The sequence below is a fragment of the Mesorhizobium sp. B2-6-1 genome, assembly GCF_006440475.1.
Taxonomy (GTDB): domain Bacteria; phylum Pseudomonadota; class Alphaproteobacteria; order Rhizobiales; family Rhizobiaceae; genus Mesorhizobium.
In genome coordinates, this window is the sequence record NZ_VFUH01000015.1 from 41,273 (window position 1) to 63,052 (window position 21,780).

A 21,780-nucleotide genomic window follows, 5' to 3' on the forward strand; every position below is an offset into this window, starting at 1 on the left:
CCCTTGTGGGAATGAACTTATCTATGGAATGGCGTCCCACAAGAGCCACCTTGACTTTTTGAGACATTTGTCTCACAATGTCTAGGACTCTTGTGGGACAACATTGATGCTTATTGGGTATGCCAGAACCAGCACCTTGGAGCAGCAGGCCGGTTACGAGGCGCAGCTCCGAGACTTGCAATCTCACGGCTGTGAGAAGGTCTTCAGCGAACAAGTCTCTTCGATCAACGCACGCCGAACGGAACTTGAACGAGCCATCGAGTTCGTACGTGACGGCGACAGTCTTGTGGTCACGAAACTCGACCGCCTTGCCCGTTCCGTTGCCGACTGGTGCCAGATTATCGCTCGGCTTGAGGCCAAGAAGGTCGGCTTGATTATCCTCAGCATGAAAATCGACACGGCCACGCCAACTGGCCGGCTGATGTTGAACATGCTTGGTTCAATCGCCCAGTTCGAACGGGAATTGATGCTTGAGCGTCAGCGTGAAGGTATCGCCAAGGCCAAGGCTGAACATAAGTTTCGTGGCCGTGCACCCACCGCCCGGCGCAAAACATCTGAGGTCGTCTCGATGCATCGGGCAGGCAAGAAGCCAACTGAAATCGCCAAGGCAATCGGGGTGGGTCGCTCGTCGGTTTATCGGATTTTGGCTGAGGCCGCCGCTTGATGGCTCAAACGGCGATTAGGGCACTGCTGGAGCAGTTGCCGGACAATGCCAGGGCGTGGATCGGCAACCTTCCCCTGCCCGCTCGTGCGGAGATTGACAGGCTGCTGAAAGAGACGGGAGTTGAAAATTTCAAAGCCCAGTGGCGAGAACACAAAGCCGATCTTGACGAACTGGAATGCAGCTTCAGGGCCAAGCCCTAAAGCCGGACAGCGGTGTTCTCGCCACCGGTTTAAGGTCGAAGGACTGCTATTCGAATTCGAAGCCACAACTGGCGGCCCCGTCAAGTTTAGAGTTATCGGTGGCGCTACGCCGATAAAACCCTACACCGAAGGTTCATGGTTGGCTTGGGATGACGAGTTGGCACCATTCAACGAGGGCGGCTACTTTCGGAGCGGATTTCCGGTGCTGCGGCAAGTGGCGTCACTGACAACCGAATGGGTGTTGCGGGAAAAACCGTACAGCTTTCATTTCGAAGCCACAGATCGAAGGAAGCACGAGATTTATCGGCGACTTGTCGCCCGGCACGGCATGCTCGCTGATCAACCGTACATGCACTACATTAGCGGACCGCAATTCTTTTTTGTCCGCCGTGCGGCATAGATCAAGATGAGAGCGTCATTACGTCAGCATCCGACCAAATAGCGAAATTTTATTCCCGTTCTACCGATCAAAAAGCAATAATATTTCGCAGTTTTATTAAGCAACATGAGATACATACTAATATTAAATCGTATTACGGTAACTATATCGTTGATGATTTGAAGCGCCAAGCGCTTTGTTATGTACATTTTTGAAAGGCACTAAGCCACCAACTCTATTACCTCGTCCAAAGAAAGCAATGAATGAAAACCGAAAAGATTACTAACATATCAAACAACAAACATTGTCAATGTAAAGAACTAAGAACAAGCGTTGCAAGAAGTGCATTTGGGATCGACGGAGACGAATATTACATCGATCAGTTGATCAAATCATGTCAATTCCAAATTAAACAGGTTATAGAGCGCAAAAATAGGAGCTCATATATGATTAGGCTCGAAAATGCGGTGAGAGAACTCAATACTCTTGCTAAAAACATCACGATTGTTACAGAAGAATTGCAAGCGACTGACTTTTCTCCACTCGATGATTAACGTCCGTCTCGACCCCACCACGCACAACGCCCTTGCCACACTGGCAAAACGATCCGCTTCAGGAAACACCAGCGCCTTGGTCCGAAAGATCTTCGAAGACCATTTGGCCAAGGCCGGCACTGGCATAGCCAAGGAACTCATCCTTGGCGAAGTGCAGAAGCACGATATGACCCAATTCGTCACGATTTCTTTCGTGGCATCAAACGATCCTGAGGCAGCGTACCGGCGACTGTCTGGCAAGACCAAGGAAGGGACAATGCCGGTGAAGGCATTTGCTCTGTCCGAGAGGGACCGCCCGACAGGAGATCGCCTCGTGAGAGCCTATTTCTCAGCCATGCGCAGAAAATTTGGCTCCGACAGAAAGCTGCCGGCGCTGGGCGTCTGTGAGACGATCAAAAAGAACGGCATTGATGACACCTTCCTTCATTATCACTGCCTCCTTGCCGTTCCCTGTGTCAAAGAGAGCCTATTTCAGGAAGCATCGCAGGACTTCTGGGCGAAGATAGGAAAGCGCCATTTTGGCGCTCCCATCGTGTGCAAGGCCGAGCGTGCAAATTCCAAGGAAGCCGTCGCTCGATATGCGTTGAAAAACGTTGACGATCACTACCCAATCGATTCGATCATCATGGTGGGTTTCGACCGAGCGCCCAGCTAACGCCGTCTGTCAGCACCCATTGAGCGCACGTATCTTGCTGATCAGTGTCTTGCCGTACTGATAGGTGGTCTGCACCTCTGCCTTGCCTTGGCAGGCCGACCCATCAGCTCGGGCGTATGTATAAGCGACGGCGACCTTATCCGCACCACGCCGTGAAACGGCTTGAAGTTGCAGCGGAGAAGAAAGCCCCCCGAAATACGAGTGAATAGACGCTTCGTTGAAGGGACCGATGCCACGTTTTTCCGGAACTACCAGTGCCGCTGCGGAAGTGCCATCGGCATTGGATAGCGCATTGTAGAAGGCGGCGGCGACCCTCATAGGGTCGTATGGCTCTGGAGCGGTTTGCGTCACCACCGTCGCTGGCGAACCGGCCTGTGTTTGATACGTGGCGAATTGCACGCCCAATTCGCCCGCCTGTTTCCCTGATAGCCAAGCCATTCCCTCAGGCGGTGCAGAGGTGACAAAGACAATCGCATCCTGCGAAAGGCCGAGCTGATTCAAATAGGCGCCTATCAGGGCATTCCCGACGCCGGTTTCGCTGGGAGTCCCATCCTTGACGACATATGAGGCGTGGAATCCGATATTAGCGCTTTGGCCTGCATATCTTGGCGCACCAGCAAGCCACGTCAGAGCACACGCAGAGGCGCAGAGAGTGTCGCTCGCCACGGCGGTGGCGAAACCCTTCAGCCTGATAGCTCGGCCAATCTCAAGGGCCGGCAATACGGCCCCGCCCTCGCTGTTGAGAACAACAATCGCTTGTCCGGCCGTGGCGGCGACTTGATTGAACTGGAGATCGTCGTTGGGCTCGATTACGCCTGTAATCGTAATCAAGTCCGGCGAACCCACCGCCTGAGGCCCCTTCTCGATAACCGCCGCAGTCGCATTTCCCACAAACAGCGTCGCCGCTACCGACCAGAGCAATTTGCCCACTGTGTCCTCCCACCCCTGAGGTTTGCATTCTGCCAAGAGCTATAGGGTAGCGCAACACATCGATAGGGGATCGTCAGAAGACATCAGAAGGATTCCTGATTCCGGAATTCAATAGCTCTGTTGGGAGTTGTCCAACGTATGAGGGGAACCAACTTCCGCCAAACAGATTTGCACCGATTTCTTCCAAGGCAATTGTGGTTCAAACCACTTTTAAAATCGAACGGTTGGGCTATGTTCGATACCGGGTTTGGGAGAGCAAAATGAAGTCTGGTATCGTTGCATTCATTCTTTGGTGTGGTGGATTTTTCCTGATTTGCGGCCTGCATAGGTTTTATACCGGCAGGACAGGATCTGGTATCCTATGGCTGCTGACCTTCGGGCTGCTCGGGATCGGACAGATTGTCGATCTGTTTTTGCTCGGGTCCATGGTCCGGCAGGCGAACTTGATGAGGGGCTTGGCCGGCGCAGGTGCAACTGCGTATGCGCATAATCACAACGTCGTTGCTCCTGTTATAAACATACAAATCGACCCTCGGCATCTGGCCGACCCCAACAAGCCTGGTTGATCACAACACAGAGGCGACCTCCGATTTTTGGACCGAAGATGGGAAAGTGCCATTTGGCGCTCCCATCACGTCCGAGGTCGAACAGGCAAATTCAAAGAAGCCGAAATTGCTATTGGATTGCGGAACGCCCTACTTGCTCAATCCTAACTCTTTCGCTTGCGCCTGCAACGTGTCCACCACGTCTTCAAACTTTCTTAGAGCGTCCTTGACCCCCTCCCGACGATCATCGGTCGTGGCTTGATCCGCCAGCCACCCGAATTCCTGCCCAATATCCTGCAACACGTATTTCCGCATTTCGGCGGCTGTCTCTGCATCCTCTGGAATGAGGTCGGCCATCTTGGATTTGTGAGAGTTGGTGACCGCAAAGGGTTTTCGTGGGTTCGAATAGTCCACATAGACGAGCCGAGAACCACCGCCTGCAAAGTCCACTAAGAATGTCGAACTAAACTTGCTGGAGCGATCCCTTTTCAAGGTCACAGATTCCACAATGGTCCTGATGTGCTCAGCAACTTTTGCCCGCACCTTGGCATCTTTTGGCAATTCTACCGGCAGCAGTTCGGATGACGCCCTGCGCTCCGCATGCATCTTTTTTCGTTCGTTTTCTAGAACCTGTACCTGTTCGTTGATGGCATTCAGCTTGGCTTGATCTTCATCTATGGCTGAAGCATACCTTGCTGCGCCTATGCGATTCTCACGGATCAAGTCCATAAAGGTTTTGATGTTCCGTTCGAGCTCTAATCGCTGACCGCATAAGGCCTGAAGCTGCCTTGTGATTTCGGCCAACTTTGACTCCGAACCACCATCAATGATTGCCGGGAGATCAATCTCACGAACGAACGCTAGGAAGGCGGTTTCAAACACGTCATAGTTCCACGGCTTGTGTTTGCACGTCTTCACGCCAGCACCCTTGCAACGCAATTGGAGGGGCTTGTTAGGGGTCCTCTTGTTTCTGCCGTTCTTGATGTTCATGGCTTCACCGCAATAATGGCACTTGGCGATGCCTTTAAACAGGTTGGTGTAGCCCTTCCCGTTCCTGCCCCTTGTGGTGACGTAACGCTTGGCCCTTGCTGCCTCTGCCCTGTAAAAATCTTCCTTCGAAACGATCACCGGGAAAATGCCGGGAATAGGGTCAGCCGTGTTCGGGTGATAGTCGCCATACACAGCCTTGTAGCGAAGCAGATAGGCAACGCTGGTGATGGTCCAGAAGTTTGAACGGTTCTGGATCGTCTTGCGCTTGTGTAGGGCCAATGGAGGCACATCAGCTTCGTTCAACGTCTGGGCGATTGCTGTCAGCCCGAGGCCGGAAATGCACATGTCGAATATCCATTGGACGATTGCCACCTTGGCTTCATCCATCTGCAAATCCCCGTTGGCGTCATAGTAGAGCCATGCAGGAAGGTTGCCGGGGATCGGCTTGCCGGTTTCCCGTGCCAGCTTGGTCCTGCCAACCCAACTGTCTTTCACACGTTTCGAAAGCTTCTGGACGAAGCGATGGCTGGACTTCATTTCGTCGATGGCGTCTTCCAAATCTCGTTCGTTGATGTCTTCCCAACGGAAGCGCTTTTCGTCGTCTTCCCCGAGCGTGACGAGCACGATTCCAGCATGGATGATGTCGAGGAAGATTCGCAGCACTTCCACGGTGCGCATGCGGCTTAAGCGATCAAGCGACTCCAGCAAGAGGAACGAACCCTTTAGAATGCTGCCGGCCTTCGCAGCGGCCACGAATGCGCCCAAGGCACCTTCCTTCAAGTTCTTGCCCCGGTATGCCGAGATGCCGGCATCGATCATGATTTTGTCATCGGCCAGCCTGATGCCGTTTTCCCGGCACCACTTTTCAGCCATGTGCTTTTGACGACGCAAAGAGTCCCCATCGCCTTGGATGGCTGATGACCAGCGGATGTAGGAATAGGCTAGTGGACTACCTGCGGTAGCCAATGTTTCAACATCTTCCGTATATGAATGAGATTTTAAAAAAGACAACGATTTCATTGGCTTCCACCAGTTTAACCGCCATATGGGAAGCCAGCCGGGACATACAAGCCTCCCCGTGGTGGTAGAAGCTTTACTTGATCACTCCTGATGAAAACCGCTCACGAATCGTTTGCTGGCTCCTCTTATTTCCGCCACAGGCGCTAGCTTTGCGTGACAATTCCATGACAATCGAGTGACGGGTCTGTCGCTGGGTGGGGAAGTTAAAGTGGCTAGGATTTCGAAAGGCGCAGGCAAAGCCGCGCCACAGTTTCTGGAAGACGATCCTTCCACCGGCTACCTGCCGGGACGGAAGTGGCCGACCATACGCTATGGGCTGACCAGCCTGCTGATCGCGGCCGTCCTGGTGTTCGCCATCGAATTGATCGTGCGCGGCGACTTCGCCGGCACGGTTTCCTTCTTCCTGCAGCCGCTCAAGCCGGGCTGGACCACGATCGTGGTGTTCGCACTGGTTCTGGTCGGCCTCGATGCCGTTTTCGGCCGCAGCTATCAAAGCCTGATGATCGTCGCGCCGCTGACGCTCTCGCTGGCTTTCATCGGTCACCAGAAATCGCATTATCTCGGCGATCCCCTCTACCCGACCGATTTCCTCTACTCCCGCCAGATCGTGGCGCTGCTGCCGCTTCTGGTGCGTGACCGCCCGATGACTGCCCTTGCCATGATTGTCGGCATCGTCGCCGGCCTGTCGCTGCTCATCTATGGCTGGCGGGTCTGGCGTCGAAAGGTGCCCATACTCAGCCGCAAGGGCCGTCTCGCCCGGCTGACGCTGGCGGTGCCGCTGCTCGCCTTCTTCGTCTCGATCATGGACTATGCCACCTTCTCCTGGACCCGGGACCGGCTGCAGATCATCCCGATTATGTGGGACCAGAAGGAAAATTACGCCTCCAACGGCTTTGCGCTCGCCTTCGCGCTCAACGTGCCGATGGCGCATGTCTCGGCGCCGCCAGGCTATTCGGAAAAGGCGATCGCGGCCATCGACAGGCCGCAGGTGACCGCCTCGGTGCCCCAGGAAAAGCCCGACATCATCGTCGTCATGAGCGAATCCTTCTGGGATCCGACCAAGCTGCCCGGGGTCACCATCACGCCCGATCCGATCCCCAATGTGCGGGCGCTGCGTTCGGGCTCCATGTTCTCACCCGAATTCGGCGGCATGACCGCCAATATCGAGTTCGAGGCACTGACCGGCTTCTCCAACGCCTTCCTGCCGGCCGGCAGCATCCCCTACCAGCAATATGTGCGCACGCCGACGCCGTCGCTGGCGACCTTCCTGAAGAGGGAGGGCTACAGGGCGCGCGCCATCCATCCGGGCACCAACTGGTTCTGGAACCGCGGCGCGGTCTATGCCGATTTCGGCTTCGACGACTTCAGATCGGAAGAGACGCTGCCGCCGATGCAAAAGCGCGGGCCGCTGGCATCCGACGCGGCGATGACGGACGAGATCATCAGCGAGGCCGATGCCAGCGATGCCCCGGTGTTCTTCTTTGCCGTCAGCCTGCAGAACCACGGCCCTTACGAGCCGAACCGCTACTATAATCCGACCCACACCGTGCAGGCCCCGATCAGCCAATGGGCGCGTGAATCGCTGCTGAGTTACACCGAGGGCTCGGCCGACGCGGACCGCGGTCTCGAACGCCTGGTCGAATGGGCAAAGAAACGCTCTCGCCCCACCGTCATCGCCTTCTTCGGCGACCATCTGCCGCCGCTTGGGCCGGTCTATGTAGAGACCGGGTTCATGAAGGACAATGTCGCGCCGCGCAAGGAGGCTTCCGCCGAGGCGGCGCTGGAGCATCATCAGACGCCACTGGTCATCTGGTCGAACCGCACAGGCCCTGCCAAGGACATGGGCGCCGTCAGCCCCGCCTTCCTGCCCTATCACATCCTGAAAACGGCCGGCATCACCCACCCCTACTATACCGGCTTCCTGGGCGAGATGCGCGAACGCTACCGCGTGGTCGACCGCAATCTGCTGCTGACGCCGGCGGGAGAAGCCACGCCCGATTGGGCGCGGCAAAAGCAGATCGACCCGGCGATCCGCGACTTCCGGCTGCTGCAATACGACATGATGTTCGGCAAACGCCACGCGGCGCCCGACTTCTTCCCCGAAACGGTGGACAAGGTCGTCGCCCATATGAGCTGAAATTCGCGGCATCCTTCCAGGATGCCGCCCAGCGGGGTCGAGCGTTCAATTCGTCAGTTGCAATTTCGAGAATTTGTTGGCGATCTGCTGGAACACGTTCGGCAATTTGTTTGGATCGTTGACGGCATAGTAGTCGCTGGGATCCGAGGCGCACGCGCTGTAGAGCGTGCGGTTGGCGGCGGTGTCGGATTGCAGCACCATCGTGTAGATTTCGGCGCCCTGCTTCTTCAGCTGCGTGCAGACGCTTTTGGTCCATCCGTCGACATTGCGCGCGGCGGTGGTCTGATTGTCCGATCCAAGCCGACCGGCAGCGCCATAGGCTGAGCCCGCGAGAAAACCATAGGACGTATAGTCGGACTTGGTCGTCTCGTTGCTGGCGCCGTAGACGACATTCTCGCCGTCGGTGAGCAACATGACGATCTTGCTCACCCCAGGCGTCTTCCAAGGCGTCCCCTCGGCATATGGCGCACTCGGCGACAACACTCGCTGGCCCCAGGCCAGGCCCTCGGAAACATTGGTGCCGGACCCCGCCCATGCAAGCATCTTGGCGGCCTCGTTGCGAAGTTTTGTAAAGTCTTCGGTCAAGGGGACGATTGGCGAGGGACAGGACCGGTTTGGCCCCACCGTCAATTGCAAGGCGTTTGGATCGTTTGTGACCGCGGTGGCAATGGCGGTGTTCTGCGGCGCCACATATTTGGCGACTGTTTCAAGATCACCCCGCAAAAGCCCGGCAGCACTTCCGAGCAAGCCGCTCAGATCTATTCCGAGAATATTCAGTCCGCCATTCCGAGCAAGTTTGGCCTCATCAGGGGCGTCGTCGATAAAGGAATTGTTGTAGTGATAGGCATCGTTTGAATAGCCGCTGGAAGGTCTCGTCCCCTTTCCCGGACTGTCCGGCGCGAAATAAGGCACGAACAGAGTGTCAGGGTAACGTGGATCAGGCGGCGTATCGGCGATATTAAGGACACCAGGCCGCGCCTCGACGCAGCCTTTCCAACCCGTATCCTCCCCCTTGCCGTCCTTCCACCCCGTCAATTTGGCGGCAGAGGCCGGATCTTTCATCAACTGCCTGAACAGCGCCATATGATTGGGACGCTTGTCGTTGATGACGGGGAAATTGATTCCATTGGTGGATGACTTGCCGTCCATGTCGATCCAGGACGGGTCGAACCCGTCGCCGTTGACATTGACAGCCGTGACGAAGGGTACCAGCGCCACGCGGACCTTGCGCGTCGGTGATTGCGCCGCTTCCAGATATTTGAGCAGATTGTCCGTCGCTGTCTTGAGGGCAGCAATTTTGGCGCCGGCCATCGAGCCGGTGTTGTCCAGAACCAGCACGACTTCGAGCTGGTTGTTCGATTCGACCGCCGAGGCATCGACCACGATGTGCCTGCTCTCACCGAGCAGGAAGGCGAAGTTCAAATCGACGTCAGCCGAGGCGACGGCCTTCGTCTTGACGAAGTTGACGCCCCTGTCGACCGTCAACGTGGCCCGCGCATTTGTGAGTTCGCCATGTCCGGCTACGTTGGCCTGGAAATAGCGGTTGAAGGCGTCGGTGCGGGTGATGTCCAGATCGCCGAGATGCGAGGAGGCGAGATTTGCCGCGTCGAGCGCATTCTGCAGGTTGCTCTTGGCCCGCATGATGGTGGAGACATCGGCTGCGAAGGCCACCGCCGACAGGATGGCCGGCAAGCCGATCCCGAGCAAAAGCGCGAAGTTGCCGCTTTTCGAGCGCCAGAATTTCTTGAGAAGCATCCTTACCCCCGGAAATGCCTAGCCCGTTGCTGACAGCGGGATGCCGCTTTTTGCGCCAGACATGATGAATCGGCGGTTGATGCCGGGGCCGCAACCCCATACAACCTGTCATGGTGGTTAAGACCTGGTTTCCGGGAACCACGGAGTCCTATCGCCGCACATGCCGGTTTTCCGGCCCTGCGACATCCGGGATTGCCGCCTGCTCTTGCCTTCCACGTGGATTGCTATATAGACGCCGCCAATCTGCCGGTCCCAGCTGGGGGCTGAACGGAGGGCCGGAGGTTTTCGAAAACCTTCGCGTGAAGCCAGAAGCGCTTCCGCCTCCCGTGTCTCCGCTCTCGACCGTCTCGTCATGCTCCTTTCTTCCCCGCTCCTGGCGGGTCAGAGAAGTTGCAGAGGCTTTTGCCGCCGGGAACCGGGAGAGAAACGAAGAAAGGCGAAAAGACATAATGGCTCTTTACGAACATGTGTTTCTTGCCCGGCAGGACCTCTCGCAGCAGCAGGTCGATGCGCTTGTCGAACAGTACAAGGGCGTCATCTCCGCCAATGGCGGGTCCGTCGGCCGGGTCGAGAACTGGGGACTGAAGTCCCTCACCTACCGGGTCAACAAGAACCGGAAGGCATACTACACGCTGATGGATCTTGACTGCCCGCCGGCAGCGCTCAACGAAATGGAGCGCCAGATGGGCCTGTCCGAGGACGTGCTGCGTTTCCTGACCATCAAGGTCGATGCGCATGAGGAAGGTCCCTCCGCCATGATGCAGAAGCGCGAAGAGCGCTCGGAACGCGGCGGCTTCGGCGACCGCGACCGCGGCGACCGTGGTCCGCGCTCGTTCGGCGACCGTGATCGCGGCGATCGTCCGCCACGCAGCTTCGGCGGCGACGCTGGTGGCGATCGTGGTCCGCGCCGTCCGCGCGAAGGCTTTGAAGGGGGTGCAGAATAATGGTCGACATCAACCAGATCCCGACCCGGCGCCCGTTCCATCGCCGCCGCAAGACCTGCCCGTTCTCGGGCGCCAACGCGCCCAAGATCGATTACAAGGACGTGCGCCTCCTGCAGCGCTACATTTCCGAGCGCGGCAAGATCGTGCCGTCGCGCATCACCGCCGTCAGCCAGAAGAAGCAGCGCGAGCTCGCCAAGGCGATCAAGCGCGCCCGCTTCCTCGGCCTGCTGCCCTACGTGGTTCGCTAATCCTTGGCGCGGGCGGCTCCGCCGCCCGCTTCTCTTCCACGGCGACGGGCGCCGCTGGGTTGCGCATCAAATCCCGAGTTGAGGCCAAAAGCCTCTAACTGCCGCGACAGGCAGGACAGCGACACCGGCGGCAACGCCCTTTTGCTTCCTGACCTGTTCCAAAGAATTTCGCACCGATCCCGTGATTGGCGCCCTAACCAAAAGGAACAAAACCATGGAAGTCATTCTTCTCGAACGCGTTTCCCGCCTCGGCCAAATGGGCGACACCGTCAAGGTCAAGGACGGCTTTGCCCGCAATTTCCTGTTGCCGCAGGGCAAGGCGCTGCGCGCCAACGAAGCCAACAAGAAGAAGTTCGAAGGCCAGCGCGCGCAGCTCGAAGCCCGCAACCTCGAGCGGAAGTCCGAAGCCTCGCAGGTCGCCGAACAGCTCGACGGCAAGAGCTTCATCGCCGTTCGCTCGGCCGGCGAGACCGGCCAGCTCTACGGCTCGGTGTCGACGCGCGATATCGCCGACCTGCTGACGGCAGAGGGCTTTTCGGTCAACCGCAACCAGATCCAGCTCAACCAGCCGATCAAGACCATCGGCGTGACCAATGTGGCGATCGCGCTGCATCCGGAAGTCGAGGTCACGATCACGCTCAACATCGCCCGCACGGCCGACGAAGCCGAGCGGCAGGCCAAGGGCGAGACGCTGACCACCGCCGAGGCCATCTATGGCGAGGACATCAACGACAATGCCCGGCCGGAGAACTTCTTCGACCCGAACGCCGAGTTCGAGGGCGGCGAAGAGAACGCCTGACATCGGCGCGGCGCGCCTGCCGGCGCGCCGCATTCGGCTTCGGCCAATCAGCTCCGATCAGACTGGCAGCTCCGATCAGACTGGCAGTTCAAGCCAGACTGGACCAATGCCCGGGTTCACCACCTGGGCATTTTTGTGCCAAAAGGAACTTTTCGAAACCCTATATATTGATGCAGAGTAGGACAGCCTGTCTGACCGAGAGGGGACATTTGGGTCATGAATATTCTGTTGAAACGCGTTCTGGACCGCCTGGTGCGCACAGGCAATCTCAAGGTGACCGGCCCACAGGGCACGACATTCGTGTTCGGTGACGGCAGCGGCGAGCCGGTGCACCTGCACATCAAAACCAGGCACGCCGAGCGCGCCATTACTTTCGATCCGATGCTGGCCGTGCCGGAAGCCTACATGGATGGCGAACTCGACATCCTCGAGGGCGGCGTCCTTGGCCTGATGCGCATCGCTTTCCAGAACATGGGCAGCGGCGGCATCGACGCGACGTGGTCGAAAGCCATCGAAGGCCTGCGCCACGCTTTCCGCCGCCTGCAGCAGATCAACACCGCGTCGCGTTCGCGCCGCAACGTGCAGCGCCACTATGATCTGTCGGGTGACCTTTACCGGCTCTTCCTCGATGAGGACATGCAGTATTCCTGCGCCTATTTCGAGCAGCCGGACATGACGCTGGACGAGGCGCAGGCAGCCAAGAAGCGCCACATCGCCGCCAAGCTCAGGCTGAAGGCCGGGCAGACGGTGCTCGACATCGGCTCCGGCTGGGGCGGGCTAGGCCTCTACCTTGCCAAGGCCTTCGACGTCGACGTACAGGGCGTGACACTGTCGACCGAGCAGCACGGCGTCGCCACCGACCGGGCGCATGCCCAGGGCCTGGAAAACCACGTTCACTTCGAGCTGAAGGATTACCGCGAACTCAACGAACGCTTCGACCGCATCGTTTCGGTCGGCATGTTCGAACATGTCGGGGTCAATCACTACCGCACTTTCTTCGACAAGAGCGCGACGTTGCTGAAGCCTGATGGCGTCATGCTCCTGCACACGATCGGCCGCTCCGGTGTGCCGTGGGCGACCAGCGCCTTCATCCGCAAATACATCTTCCCGGGCGGCTACATTCCCGCGCTTTCCGAAGTCATGCCGGCGATCGAGAAGTCAGGCCTCGTCGTCACGGACATCGAAATCCTGCGGCTCCATTATGCCGACACGTTGAAGCATTGGGGCCAGCGCTTCGCCGCCAACCGCGACAAGGCCAAGGCGATCTATGACGAACGCTTCTGCCGCATGTGGGAATTCTATCTGGCAGCCTCGGAAGCCGCCTTCCGCTGGCAGGATCTGGTCATCTTCCAGATCCAGCTTGCCAGGAAGAACGACACCCTGCCGATGGCGCGCGACTATATGGTCAAATGTGAAAAGGCGCTCGAAATGCGCGACATGGGCCATCGCGAAGCGGCTCCGGTCGAAGAGGCCGCCAAGCCCGCCCGGCGCCGCAAGGTGGCGGAATAGGAACAGACCGCTTTGCCGCATTGGCGCTTGCCATTCCCGGCTCGTGCCCTGAAAAAGGCCTCGTGATCGTCGCGAGGCCTTTTTCATGACCTACCTCCTCTATGCAGCCGCGGCGCTCGCCGAGATCGCTGGCTGTTTTTCGGTGTGGGCGTGGTGGCGGCTGGAGAAATCGCCGCTGTGGCTGCTGCCAGGTTTCGTTTCGCTCGTTCTCTTCGCCTGGCTTCTGGCCCTGGTCGACACCAGCGCGGCCGGCCGCGCCTATGCCGCCTTTGGCGGCATCTACATCGCGGCGTCGCTGGCCTGGCTTTGGTTGGTGGAAAGCGTGCGTCCCGACCGGTGGGACCTTGCGGGGGCGGCGCTCTGCATAGTGGGCGCCTCTGTCATCCTGCTCGCACCACGAGGGGCATGAGCCGTGGAACTGCCTGCCCCGCTTCGACAGGCTGTCGATCGTGCCCTTGAAAACGTGCCGCTGCCGGTGCTCAGGCAGGCGGCGAAAACCCTGTCGGACCGTTACCGCGCCGAGATGCGCGACGGTCGCCTGCATATGGCGCAGGATATGGCGGTCAAGGCTTATCTGGCGACGCGGCTGCCGGCGACCTATGCCGCCGTCCGCGCCAGCCTTGACGCGGTGAACGAAGCCCAGCCGGAATTCGCGCCGGAAACCCTGCTCGATGTCGGCGCCGGCCCGGGCACCGTGCTTTGGGCCACGGCGGACCTGTGGCCCGATCTTCAGCATGCCGTTTTGCTGGAGGCCAGTGCTGCGGTGCGCAAGGTCGGCGAGGCGCTTGCCGCCGATGCGATCGCTACCCGGATCGCCTGGCAGGCCGGCGATGTGACCATCGACCTTGACGGTTCGCAGCCGGCGGACCTCGTCACCTGCGCCTATGTGCTGGACGAGATCACACCGGCATCACTGCCCAAAATGGTCGATCGGCTGTGGCAGCTTACGACAGACACGCTGCTGATCGTGGAGCCGGGCACGCCGGCGGGCTGGCAGCGTGTTCTCGCGGTTCGTCGGCAACTGATGGAAGCGGGCGCGCATGTACTGGCACCTTGCCCGCACGAAGCCCCCTGCCCGCTCATCCCGCCCGACTGGTGCCACTTTTCGCGGCGCGTCGCCCGCTCGCGCCTGCACCGGCTGGCCAAGGACGCCGAAGTGCCATGGGAGGACGAGAAGTTCATCTATGTCGCGGCTTCGAGGCAGCCGGCGCCAGTCCGCGCGGCGCGGGTGATCGCGCCACCGAAAACCGGCTCGGGCAAGGCGGCGCTCAAGCTTTGCCGGCCGGACGGCAGTGCCGGCGAGACGCTTTTCAGCAAGCGTGACGGTGAACTGTTCAAGGCGGCACGGCGGTCGGACTGGGGCGATGTGCTCGATACAGCCTAGGGATTCGGGTGACGATTGTTCTTGCTTTGTTCTAAACCGTCGCGTAGAATCAGCACCTTGTCGAGTCAATCGGAATCAGGGCACGGGAATACTGTCCTGTGGACGGTTTTTTGTTTCTGTGAACAGTGGGCATCAAATCTGCTTGGGTGATAACTGTTGCAGATAAGTCAGCACTCAATTTTCCGATTCTGATATCGAGAGACCGGGATCGAAATCGGGGACATCATGGCAGAGGCAGCGCGGAAATTCGGCGTGGCGGAGCAACCGCTCTATCGCGAGGCGCCGAACAACATCGAGGCGGAACAGGCGCTGCTCGGCGCGATCCTGGTCAACAACGATGCCTTCTATCGCGTCTCCGACTTCCTGAAGGCCAGCCACTTTTACGAACCCCTGCATCGCAAGATCTTCGAGATCGCGGCAGAGCTCATTCGCATGGGCAAGGTGGCAACGCCGATCACGCTGAAGACCTTCCTGCCGGCCGACGAGAAGGTCGGCGACATGACGGTAGCACAATATGTCGTGCGCCTGGCGGTCGAAGCCGTCACGGTCGTCAACGCCGCAGATTACGGTCGCGCCATCTATGACCTTGCGACGCGTCGCGCCCTGATCACCGTCGGCGAGGACATGGTCAACATCGCCTATGACGCGCCGGTCGACATGTCGCCGTCCGAGCAGATCGAGGATGCCGAACGGCGCCTGTTCGAGCTGGCCGAAACCGGACGCTATGACGGCGGCTTCGAGAGCTTCACCGACGCGGTCAAGACCGCGGTCGACATGGCCAACGCCGCCTACATGCGCGACGGCCACCTGTCGGGGCTGGCCACCGGCATGCGCGACCTCGACCGCCGCATGGGCGGCCTGCAATCGTCCGATCTGATCGTCCTTGCCGGCCGTCCGGGCATGGGCAAGACGTCGCTCGCCACCAACATCGCTTTCAACGTCGCCGAGGCCTATGTGCCGGCGCAGCAGGCCGACGGGTCGTTCAAGGCGGCGAATGGCGGTGTCGTCGGCTTCTTCTCGCTCGAAATGTCGTCGGAACAGCTCGCGACCCGTATCATCTCCGAACAGACGGAAATCTCCTCCTCGAAGATCCGCCGCGGCGAGATTACCGAAATGGACTTCGAAAAGCTGGTCGCCTGTTCGCAGACCATGCAGAAGATTCCGCTGTTCATCGACCAGACCGGCGGCATCTCGATCGCCCAGCTCTCGGCCCGCGCCCGGCGCCTGAAGCGCCAGCGCGGCCTCGACCTCATCGTCATCGACTATATCCAGCTGATGCAGGGCTCCAGCGCCAGGGCCTCGCAGAACCGCGTGCAGGAAATCACCGAGATCACCACCGGCCTCAAGGCACTGGCCAAGGAGCTCGCGGTGCCGATCATCGCGCTGTCGCAGCTCTCGCGACAGGTTGAAAGCCGCGACGACAAGCGCCCGCAGCTCTCGGACTTGCGCGAATCCGGCTCGATCGAGCAGGACGCCGACGTCGTGATCTTCGTCTACCGCGAGGAATACTACCTCAAGAACCGCGAGCCGAAGCTCGGCACCGACGAGTACATCAAGTGGGAAAACGAGATGAACGAGATGCGCGGCAAGGCCGAGGTGATCGTGGCCAAGCAGCGTCACGGACCGACGGGCACGGTCACGCTAGCCTTCCACGGCGAATTTACCCGCTTCTCGGATCTGGCGGAGGAACATCATATCGCGGAAAGGTTTGAGTAGCTTTTTTGACTCACCGTCACGCTCCGTCAAACCCCCTCTGTCCCGCCCACCTATCCAGCATCGGCGATCCCGAAGCAGGCCTCGCTAATGGCTAAATCCCGCGTCCAGTTCATCTGCCAGAACTGCGGATCGGTGCATCAGCGCTGGGCCGGAAAATGCGACGCCTGCGGCGAATGGAACACGCTGGTCGAGGAAGGTACGTCCGGCGGCATCGGTTCCGGGCCGGCCAATACGCGCAACGCCCGCAAGGGCCGCGCGGTGGTGCTGACCACGCTTTCCGGCGATATCGAGGACGCGCCGCGCATCGTGTCGGGCATCGGTGAGCTCGACCGCGCCACGGGCGGCGGCTTCGTGCGCGGCTCGGCGCTGCTGGTCGGCGGCGATCCCGGTATCGGCAAGTCGACGCTGCTCACCCAGGCTGCTGCTGCCCTTGCCTCGAGGGGCCACCGCATCGTCTATGTCTCGGGTGAGGAGGCGGTCGCCCAGATCAGGCTGCGCGCGCAGCGCCTCGGCGTCGCTTCCTCGCCGGTCGAGCTCGCGGCCGAGACCAATGTCGAGGATATCCTTGCCACGATCGCCGATGGCAAGCGGCCGGACCTGGTGATCCTCGATTCGATCCAGACGCTGTGGACCGACCTCGCCGATTCGGCGCCCGGCACCGTCACCCAGGTGCGTGCGGCCGCCCAGGCGATGATCCGCTATGCGAAATCCACGGGTGCTGCGATCGTGCTCGTCGGCCATGTCACCAAGGAAGGCCAGATCGCCGGCCCGCGCGTCGTCGAGCACATGGTCGACGCCGTGCTCTATTTCGAGGGCGAAGGCGGCCATCACTACCGTATCCTGCGCACCGTCAAGAACCGTTTCGGGCCGACCGACGAGATCGGCGTCTTCGAAATGTCGGACAAGGGGCTGCGCGAGGTTGCCAATCCGTCCGAGCTGTTCCTCGGCGAGCGCCATGCGAAATCGCCGGGAGCGGCGGTTTTCGCCGGCATGGAAGGCACAAGGCCGGTGCTGGTCGAAATCCAGGCGCTGGTCGCGCCCTCCTCGCTCGGCACGCCGCGCCGCGCCGTCGTTGGCTGGGACGGCGCCCGGCTGTCGATGATCCTGGCGGTGCTCGAGGCGCATTGCGGCGTGCGCTTCGGCCAACAGGACGTCTATCTGAACGTAGCCGGCGGCTACCGCATTTCCGAGCCCGCGGCCGATGTGGCGGTGGCGGCCGCACTGGTTTCCTCGCTCACCGGTCTTGCCCTTCCCGCCGATTGCGTCTATTTCGGCGAAATCAGCCTTTCTGGCGCCGTGAGGCCGGTTGCGCATGCGCAGCAGCGTCTCAAGGAGGCCGAAAAGCTGGGTTTCGCAAGCGCGGTTCTGCCCTTGGGCAGCGAGGAACTTGCCGGAGGAATCGGGGCCGGCGCTTTCCAGCCCACCGAGCTCGCCGACCTCGTGGCGCGCATAGCCGGCTCACGGCGCAGCCGCGCCAACGACGAAGAATGACGGGCTCACCTGGTGGTGAGCGACAGGGAGTGGGGCGACAAAGATGCCGATAACGCTGCTTGACGGAATTCTCGTCGGCTTCACCCTGGTCTCGGCGATGCTCGCCATGGTTCGCGGCTTTTCACGCGAGGTCCTGTCCATCGTGTCCTGGGCGGCGGCAGCCGCGGCGGCGTTCTTTTTCTACAAGCCCGTGCTGCCCTACCTGAAACCCTACATCGACAATGAAAAGATCGCCATGGCGGCCTCCGCCGGCGTCGTCTTCATCATCGCTTTGATCGTCGTCAGCGTCATCACCATGAAGCTCGCCGACTGGATCATCGATTCCCGCATCGGCGCGCTCGACCGCACGCTCGGCTTCCTCTATGGCGCCGCCCGCGGCATTCTGGTGGTTGCCGTGGCCCTGCTGTTCTTCAATTGGCTGGCCGGCGCCAAGGCACCGGCCTGGGTCACGGAGGCCAAGTCGCGGCCGCTGCTGGAACAGATCGGCGCCAAGCTTGAAAGCCTGCTGCCCGAGGATCCGGAAAACGCCATCCTCAAGAAGCTCAATCCGAATCAGCCGGCCGCCGAAACGCCCGCCGCACCGGACGCACCGGCCACGGATGCCCCGGCGGGAGGGGACGATGCCAATGCGCCGGCTCCTGACGACAGCGATGCCGGAACGCCTCCCGCGGACAACGCACCGGCCAATCCGGCCCCGGCGGCGCCGGCGAATTGATGAGTGATCGGGCGCCGCAGAACAGGCGCCCGAGACTGGCGGTGATCGTGAACCATCGCCGGGCGCGTTGCTTTTACGGCGCTGTCGCCTTATATGGCGATTTTAGCGGAGCTTGAGCCCCATGGCAGACGCAGACCACGTGCTTTCCGCGGAAGCTGACGATCACTTCCACGACGAATGCGGCGTGTTCGGCATTTTCGGCCGGCAGGACGCGGCGGCCATCGTCACGCTCGGCCTGCACGCGCTGCAGCATCGCGGCCAGGAAGCGGCCGGCATCGTCTCCTACGACGGCACCCAGTTTCATGTCGAACGCCATGTCGGCCTGATCGGCGACACCTTCACCAAGCAACGCGTCATCGACAGCCTGCAAGGCAATCGCGCCATCGGCCACACGCGCTACGCCACGACCGGCGGCGCCGGCATGCGCAACATCCAGCCCTTCTTCGCCGAACTGGCCGATGGCGGTTTTGCCGTGGCCCATAACGGCAATCTGACCAACGCCATGACCGTGCAGCGCGCGCTGCAGAAGCAAGGCGCGATCTTCTCCTCGACCTCCGACACCGAGACGCTTCTGCACCTCGTCGCCACCAGCAAGGAGCGCGATCTCAACTCGCGCTTCATCGATGCGGTGCGCCAGGTCGAGGGCGCCTTTTCGCTGGTGGCGATGACGGCCAAGAAGATGATCGGTTGCCGTGACCCGCTCGGCATCCGCCCGCTGGTACTGGGTGACCTCGACGGTGCCTGGATCCTGGCCTCCGAAACCTGCGCGCTGGACATCATCGGCGCGCGTTTCGTGCGCGACCTGAAGCCAGGCGAGATGGTCGTCGTTACCTCCAAGGGCATCGAGAGCCTGTTCCCGTTCGAGCCGCAGAAGACCCGCTTCTGCATTTTCGAATATGTCTATTTCGCACGCCCGGACTCTTCGGTCGAAGGCCGCAACGTCTACGAGGTGCGCAAGCGCATCGGCGCGGAACTCGCGCAGGAAAATCCCGTCGAGGCCGACATCGTCGTGCCGGTGCCGGATTCCGGCACGCCGGCGGCAATCGGCTTTTCGCAAGCCGCGGGCATCCCCTTCGAGCTCGGCATCATCCGCAACCACTATGTCGGCCGCACCTTCATCCAGCCCGGCGATTCGATCCGCCACATGGGCGTCAAGCTGAAGCACAACGCCAACCGCCGTATGATCGAGGGCAAGCGCGTCGTGCTGGTCGACGATTCCATCGTGCGCGGCACGACCAGCCAGAAGATCGTGCAGATGGTGCGAGACGCCGGCGCCAAGGAAGTGCACATGCGCATCGCATCGCCGCCGACCAGGGCCTCCTGCTTCTACGGCGTCGACACGCCGGAAAAATCGAAGCTTTTGGCATCACGCATGTCGATCGAGGAGATGGCCGAATTCATCCGCGTCGATTCGCTCGGCTTCCTGTCGATCGACGGACTCTATCGCGCCGTCGGCGAGGCCAACCGCGACAACGAGCAGCCGCAATTCTGCGACGCCTGCTTCACCGGCCAGTATCCGACCCGCCTGCTCGACTTCGAAGGCCACGACAATGTGCGCACGCTGTCGCTGCTGGCGACGAGCGGCGCATAGGATTGCCGCACTGCCAGTTGCCATAGCCATATTTCCGGAATCTATCGCATGACCTTCGACCTTTCCGGCCGCGTTGCGGTCGTCACCGGCGCCTCGCGCGGCATCGGTTACTTCATCGCCAGGGAACTGGCTGCCGCTGGCGCCCACGTCATTGCCGTGGCGCGCACCGTGGGCGGGCTGGAAGAACTCGACGACCAGATCAAGGCCGAGCGCGCCAAAACCGGCAAGGGCGAAGCGACGCTGGTGCCGCTCGACCTTGCCGACATGGCCGGCATCGACCGCCTGGGCGGCGCCATCCATGAGCGGTGGGGCAAGCTCGACATTCTCGTCGCCAATGCGGGCGTGCTCGGCGTGATCTCGCCGATCGGCCATGTCGAGGCGAAAACCTTCGAGAAGGTGATGACCATCAACGTCATCTCGACCTGGCGGCTGATCCGCTCGGTCGACCCACTGCTGCGGCTCTCCGACGCCGGCCGGGCCATCATCCTGTCGTCCAACGCTGCTCACTCGGCGCGCGCCTTCTGGGCGCCCTACGCGGCTTCCAAGGCGGCGGTCGAGACGATGATGCGCTCCTGGGCACATGAGACGCAGAGCCTGCCCTTGCGCGTCAATGCCGCCGATCCGGGGGCCACCCGCACCGCGATGCGCGCGCAGGCCGTGCCCGGCGAGGACCCGGAAACGCTGCCGCATCCCTCCGAGATCGCCAAACGCATCGTGCCGCTGGCAAGCCCCGATCTGAAAGAGACAGGATTGATCTTCCAGGCCAAACACAACCGTTTCGTCGCCTACCGACAGCCGGAATAGCCGCATCTTTTTTATCGGAAGAATTCGGCTCCGGGCGGCGTTCCTCGAATGTAGATTCGAAGCTCAAACCCGGAGGACCGACATGCGCAGACTTATTCTCATCGCCGCCACCGCCATTGCCTCAGCCTTGGCCGCCGGCACAGCCTTGTCACAAGATGCCAAGATGAGCTTCTTCGTCACCAGCGTCGGCTCGGGCAAAGGGGCAGACCTCGGCGGCCTGAAGGGCGCCGACGCGCATTGCGCCTCGCTGGCGGAAGCAGCCGGCGTCACCGGCAAGACCTGGGCCGCATATCTGTCGACCAGCACCGAGGATGCGCGCGACCGCATCGGCAAGGGACCCTGGGTGAATGCCAAGGGCGTCAAGATAGCCGACGACGTCGCCTCGCTGCACGGCGATGCCAACGGCATCACCAAGCAGACGGCGCTCAACGAAAAAGGCGAGATGGTGAACGGCCGCGGCGACACGCCGAACCGCCACGACATGCTGACCGGCTCGAAGCCCGACGGCACCAGGATCGCCGACCAGACCTGCGGTGACTGGACCCTGAGCGGCGCGGAAGGCGCTGCCATGATGGGCCATCACGACCGCACCGGGCTCGACGATTCGGCTGCCGCCAAATCCTGGAACTCTTCGCATGCTTCGCGCGGCGGCTGCGGCCAGGAGGCGCTGAAAGGCACCGGCGGCGACGGCTTGTTCTATTGTTTCGCAACGAATTGACCAGACCCCGCCCGCCCGCCACATCACGCGGC

The 21,780-nt window shown here is 60.6% G+C and carries 21 protein-coding genes; 18 read left to right on the plus strand and 3 right to left on the minus strand.

The features are described from left to right. Positions 1 to 106 precede the first annotated feature (106 nt). From FJ443_RS25455 to FJ443_RS25470, 4 genes are all read left to right on the plus strand, one after another. Entirely contained in the window at positions 107 to 664 is a 558-nt protein-coding gene (locus FJ443_RS25455; protein WP_140666210.1) for a recombinase family protein, read from the plus strand. A gap of 120 nt (positions 665 to 784) precedes the next feature. Then, the gene (locus FJ443_RS25460; protein WP_140666212.1) at positions 785 to 1,264 is read left to right on the plus strand and encodes a hypothetical protein; all 480 of its coding nucleotides are present in this window, start codon (positions 785 to 787) and stop codon (positions 1,262 to 1,264) included. Between the two features lie 242 nt (positions 1,265 to 1,506). After that, on the plus strand, positions 1,507 to 1,797 hold the full coding sequence (locus tag FJ443_RS25465) for a hypothetical protein (RefSeq protein ID WP_140666214.1): 291 nt from the start codon (positions 1,507 to 1,509) through the stop codon (positions 1,795 to 1,797). Between the two features lie 76 nt (positions 1,798 to 1,873). After that, entirely contained in the window at positions 1,874 to 2,452 is a 579-nt protein-coding gene (locus FJ443_RS25470; RefSeq protein ID WP_140666216.1) for a hypothetical protein, read from the plus strand. Between the two features lie 9 nt (positions 2,453 to 2,461). On the opposite strand, the gene FJ443_RS25475 is transcribed toward FJ443_RS25470, so the two are convergent. Further along, the gene (locus FJ443_RS25475) at positions 2,462 to 3,382 is read right to left on the minus strand and encodes a hypothetical protein (protein ID WP_246681244.1); all 921 of its coding nucleotides are present in this window, start codon (positions 3,380 to 3,382) and stop codon (positions 2,462 to 2,464) included. Positions 3,383 to 3,642: 260 nt separating this feature from the next. Here FJ443_RS25475 and FJ443_RS25480 point away from each other — a divergent pair, with 260 nt between their 5' ends. Continuing rightward, positions 3,643 to 3,948: a TM2 domain-containing protein gene (locus FJ443_RS25480; protein WP_140666218.1), complete on the plus strand. Its 306-nt coding sequence runs from the start codon at positions 3,643 to 3,645 to the stop codon at positions 3,946 to 3,948. Positions 3,949 to 4,077: 129 nt separating this feature from the next. On the opposite strand, the gene FJ443_RS25485 is transcribed toward FJ443_RS25480, so the two are convergent. Further along, positions 4,078 to 5,937, minus strand: a complete 1,860-nt coding sequence (locus FJ443_RS25485) for a recombinase family protein (RefSeq protein ID WP_140666220.1) — start codon at positions 5,935 to 5,937, stop codon at positions 4,078 to 4,080. 208 nt (positions 5,938 to 6,145) lie between these two features. Here FJ443_RS25485 and FJ443_RS25490 point away from each other — a divergent pair, with 208 nt between their 5' ends. Further along, positions 6,146 to 8,074: an LTA synthase family protein gene (locus FJ443_RS25490; RefSeq protein WP_246678907.1), complete on the plus strand. Its 1,929-nt coding sequence runs from the start codon at positions 6,146 to 6,148 to the stop codon at positions 8,072 to 8,074. Positions 8,075 to 8,119: 45 nt separating this feature from the next. Here the strand turns inward: FJ443_RS25490 and FJ443_RS25495 are convergent, their stop codons facing one another. Next, entirely contained in the window at positions 8,120 to 9,829 is a 1,710-nt protein-coding gene (locus FJ443_RS25495) for a pilus assembly protein (RefSeq protein ID WP_140666222.1), read from the minus strand. Positions 9,830 to 10,278: 449 nt separating this feature from the next. Between FJ443_RS25495 and rpsF the strand changes: the two genes are divergently transcribed. The 12 genes from rpsF (at position 10,279) to FJ443_RS25555 (ending at position 21,748) form a co-directional block, all read left to right on the plus strand. Continuing rightward, positions 10,279 to 10,773 (plus strand): 30S ribosomal protein S6, encoded by a 495-nt coding sequence (gene rpsF, locus FJ443_RS25500; protein WP_140494463.1) that lies wholly within the window; start codon positions 10,279 to 10,281, stop codon positions 10,771 to 10,773. Then, positions 10,773 to 11,021, plus strand: coding sequence for a 30S ribosomal protein S18 (gene rpsR, locus FJ443_RS25505; RefSeq protein ID WP_006203718.1), 249 nt, complete (start codon positions 10,773 to 10,775; stop codon positions 11,019 to 11,021). The genes rpsF and rpsR overlap by 1 nt, the downstream gene beginning before the upstream one ends. Before the next feature lie 214 nt (positions 11,022 to 11,235). Beyond that, the gene (gene rplI / locus FJ443_RS25510) at positions 11,236 to 11,820 is read left to right on the plus strand and encodes a 50S ribosomal protein L9 (RefSeq protein WP_140494465.1); all 585 of its coding nucleotides are present in this window, start codon (positions 11,236 to 11,238) and stop codon (positions 11,818 to 11,820) included. A 216-nt stretch (positions 11,821 to 12,036) separates the two neighbouring features. Beyond that, on the plus strand, positions 12,037 to 13,329 hold the full coding sequence (locus tag FJ443_RS25515; protein ID WP_140517844.1) for a cyclopropane-fatty-acyl-phospholipid synthase family protein: 1,293 nt from the start codon (positions 12,037 to 12,039) through the stop codon (positions 13,327 to 13,329). Positions 13,330 to 13,414: 85 nt separating this feature from the next. Then, positions 13,415 to 13,738, plus strand: coding sequence for a YnfA family protein (locus FJ443_RS25520; protein ID WP_140666224.1), 324 nt, complete (start codon positions 13,415 to 13,417; stop codon positions 13,736 to 13,738). 3 nt (positions 13,739 to 13,741) lie between these two features. Continuing rightward, positions 13,742 to 14,713 carry a small ribosomal subunit Rsm22 family protein gene (locus FJ443_RS25525; RefSeq protein WP_140666226.1) on the plus strand — a complete coding sequence of 324 codons (972 nt, stop codon included), beginning with the start codon at positions 13,742 to 13,744 and terminating at the stop codon, positions 14,711 to 14,713. A gap of 225 nt (positions 14,714 to 14,938) precedes the next feature. Beyond that, positions 14,939 to 16,429, plus strand: coding sequence for a replicative DNA helicase (locus FJ443_RS25530; RefSeq protein WP_140494474.1), 1,491 nt, complete (start codon positions 14,939 to 14,941; stop codon positions 16,427 to 16,429). Between the two features lie 87 nt (positions 16,430 to 16,516). Then, the gene (gene radA, locus FJ443_RS25535) at positions 16,517 to 17,920 is read left to right on the plus strand and encodes a DNA repair protein RadA (RefSeq protein WP_140520656.1); all 1,404 of its coding nucleotides are present in this window, start codon (positions 16,517 to 16,519) and stop codon (positions 17,918 to 17,920) included. A 43-nt stretch (positions 17,921 to 17,963) separates the two neighbouring features. After that, entirely contained in the window at positions 17,964 to 18,635 is a 672-nt protein-coding gene (locus FJ443_RS25540) for a CvpA family protein (RefSeq protein WP_140494478.1), read from the plus strand. A gap of 121 nt (positions 18,636 to 18,756) precedes the next feature. After that, positions 18,757 to 20,226: an amidophosphoribosyltransferase gene (purF, locus tag FJ443_RS25545; RefSeq protein WP_140555758.1), complete on the plus strand. Its 1,470-nt coding sequence runs from the start codon at positions 18,757 to 18,759 to the stop codon at positions 20,224 to 20,226. 48 nt (positions 20,227 to 20,274) lie between these two features. Beyond that, a complete protein-coding gene (locus tag FJ443_RS25550) occupies positions 20,275 to 21,030 on the plus strand; it encodes an SDR family NAD(P)-dependent oxidoreductase (protein ID WP_140580931.1) in 756 nt (251 codons plus the stop codon). Between the two features lie 82 nt (positions 21,031 to 21,112). Then, a complete protein-coding gene (locus FJ443_RS25555) occupies positions 21,113 to 21,748 on the plus strand; it encodes a hypothetical protein (RefSeq protein ID WP_140494484.1) in 636 nt (211 codons plus the stop codon). Positions 21,749 to 21,780 lie beyond the last annotated feature (32 nt).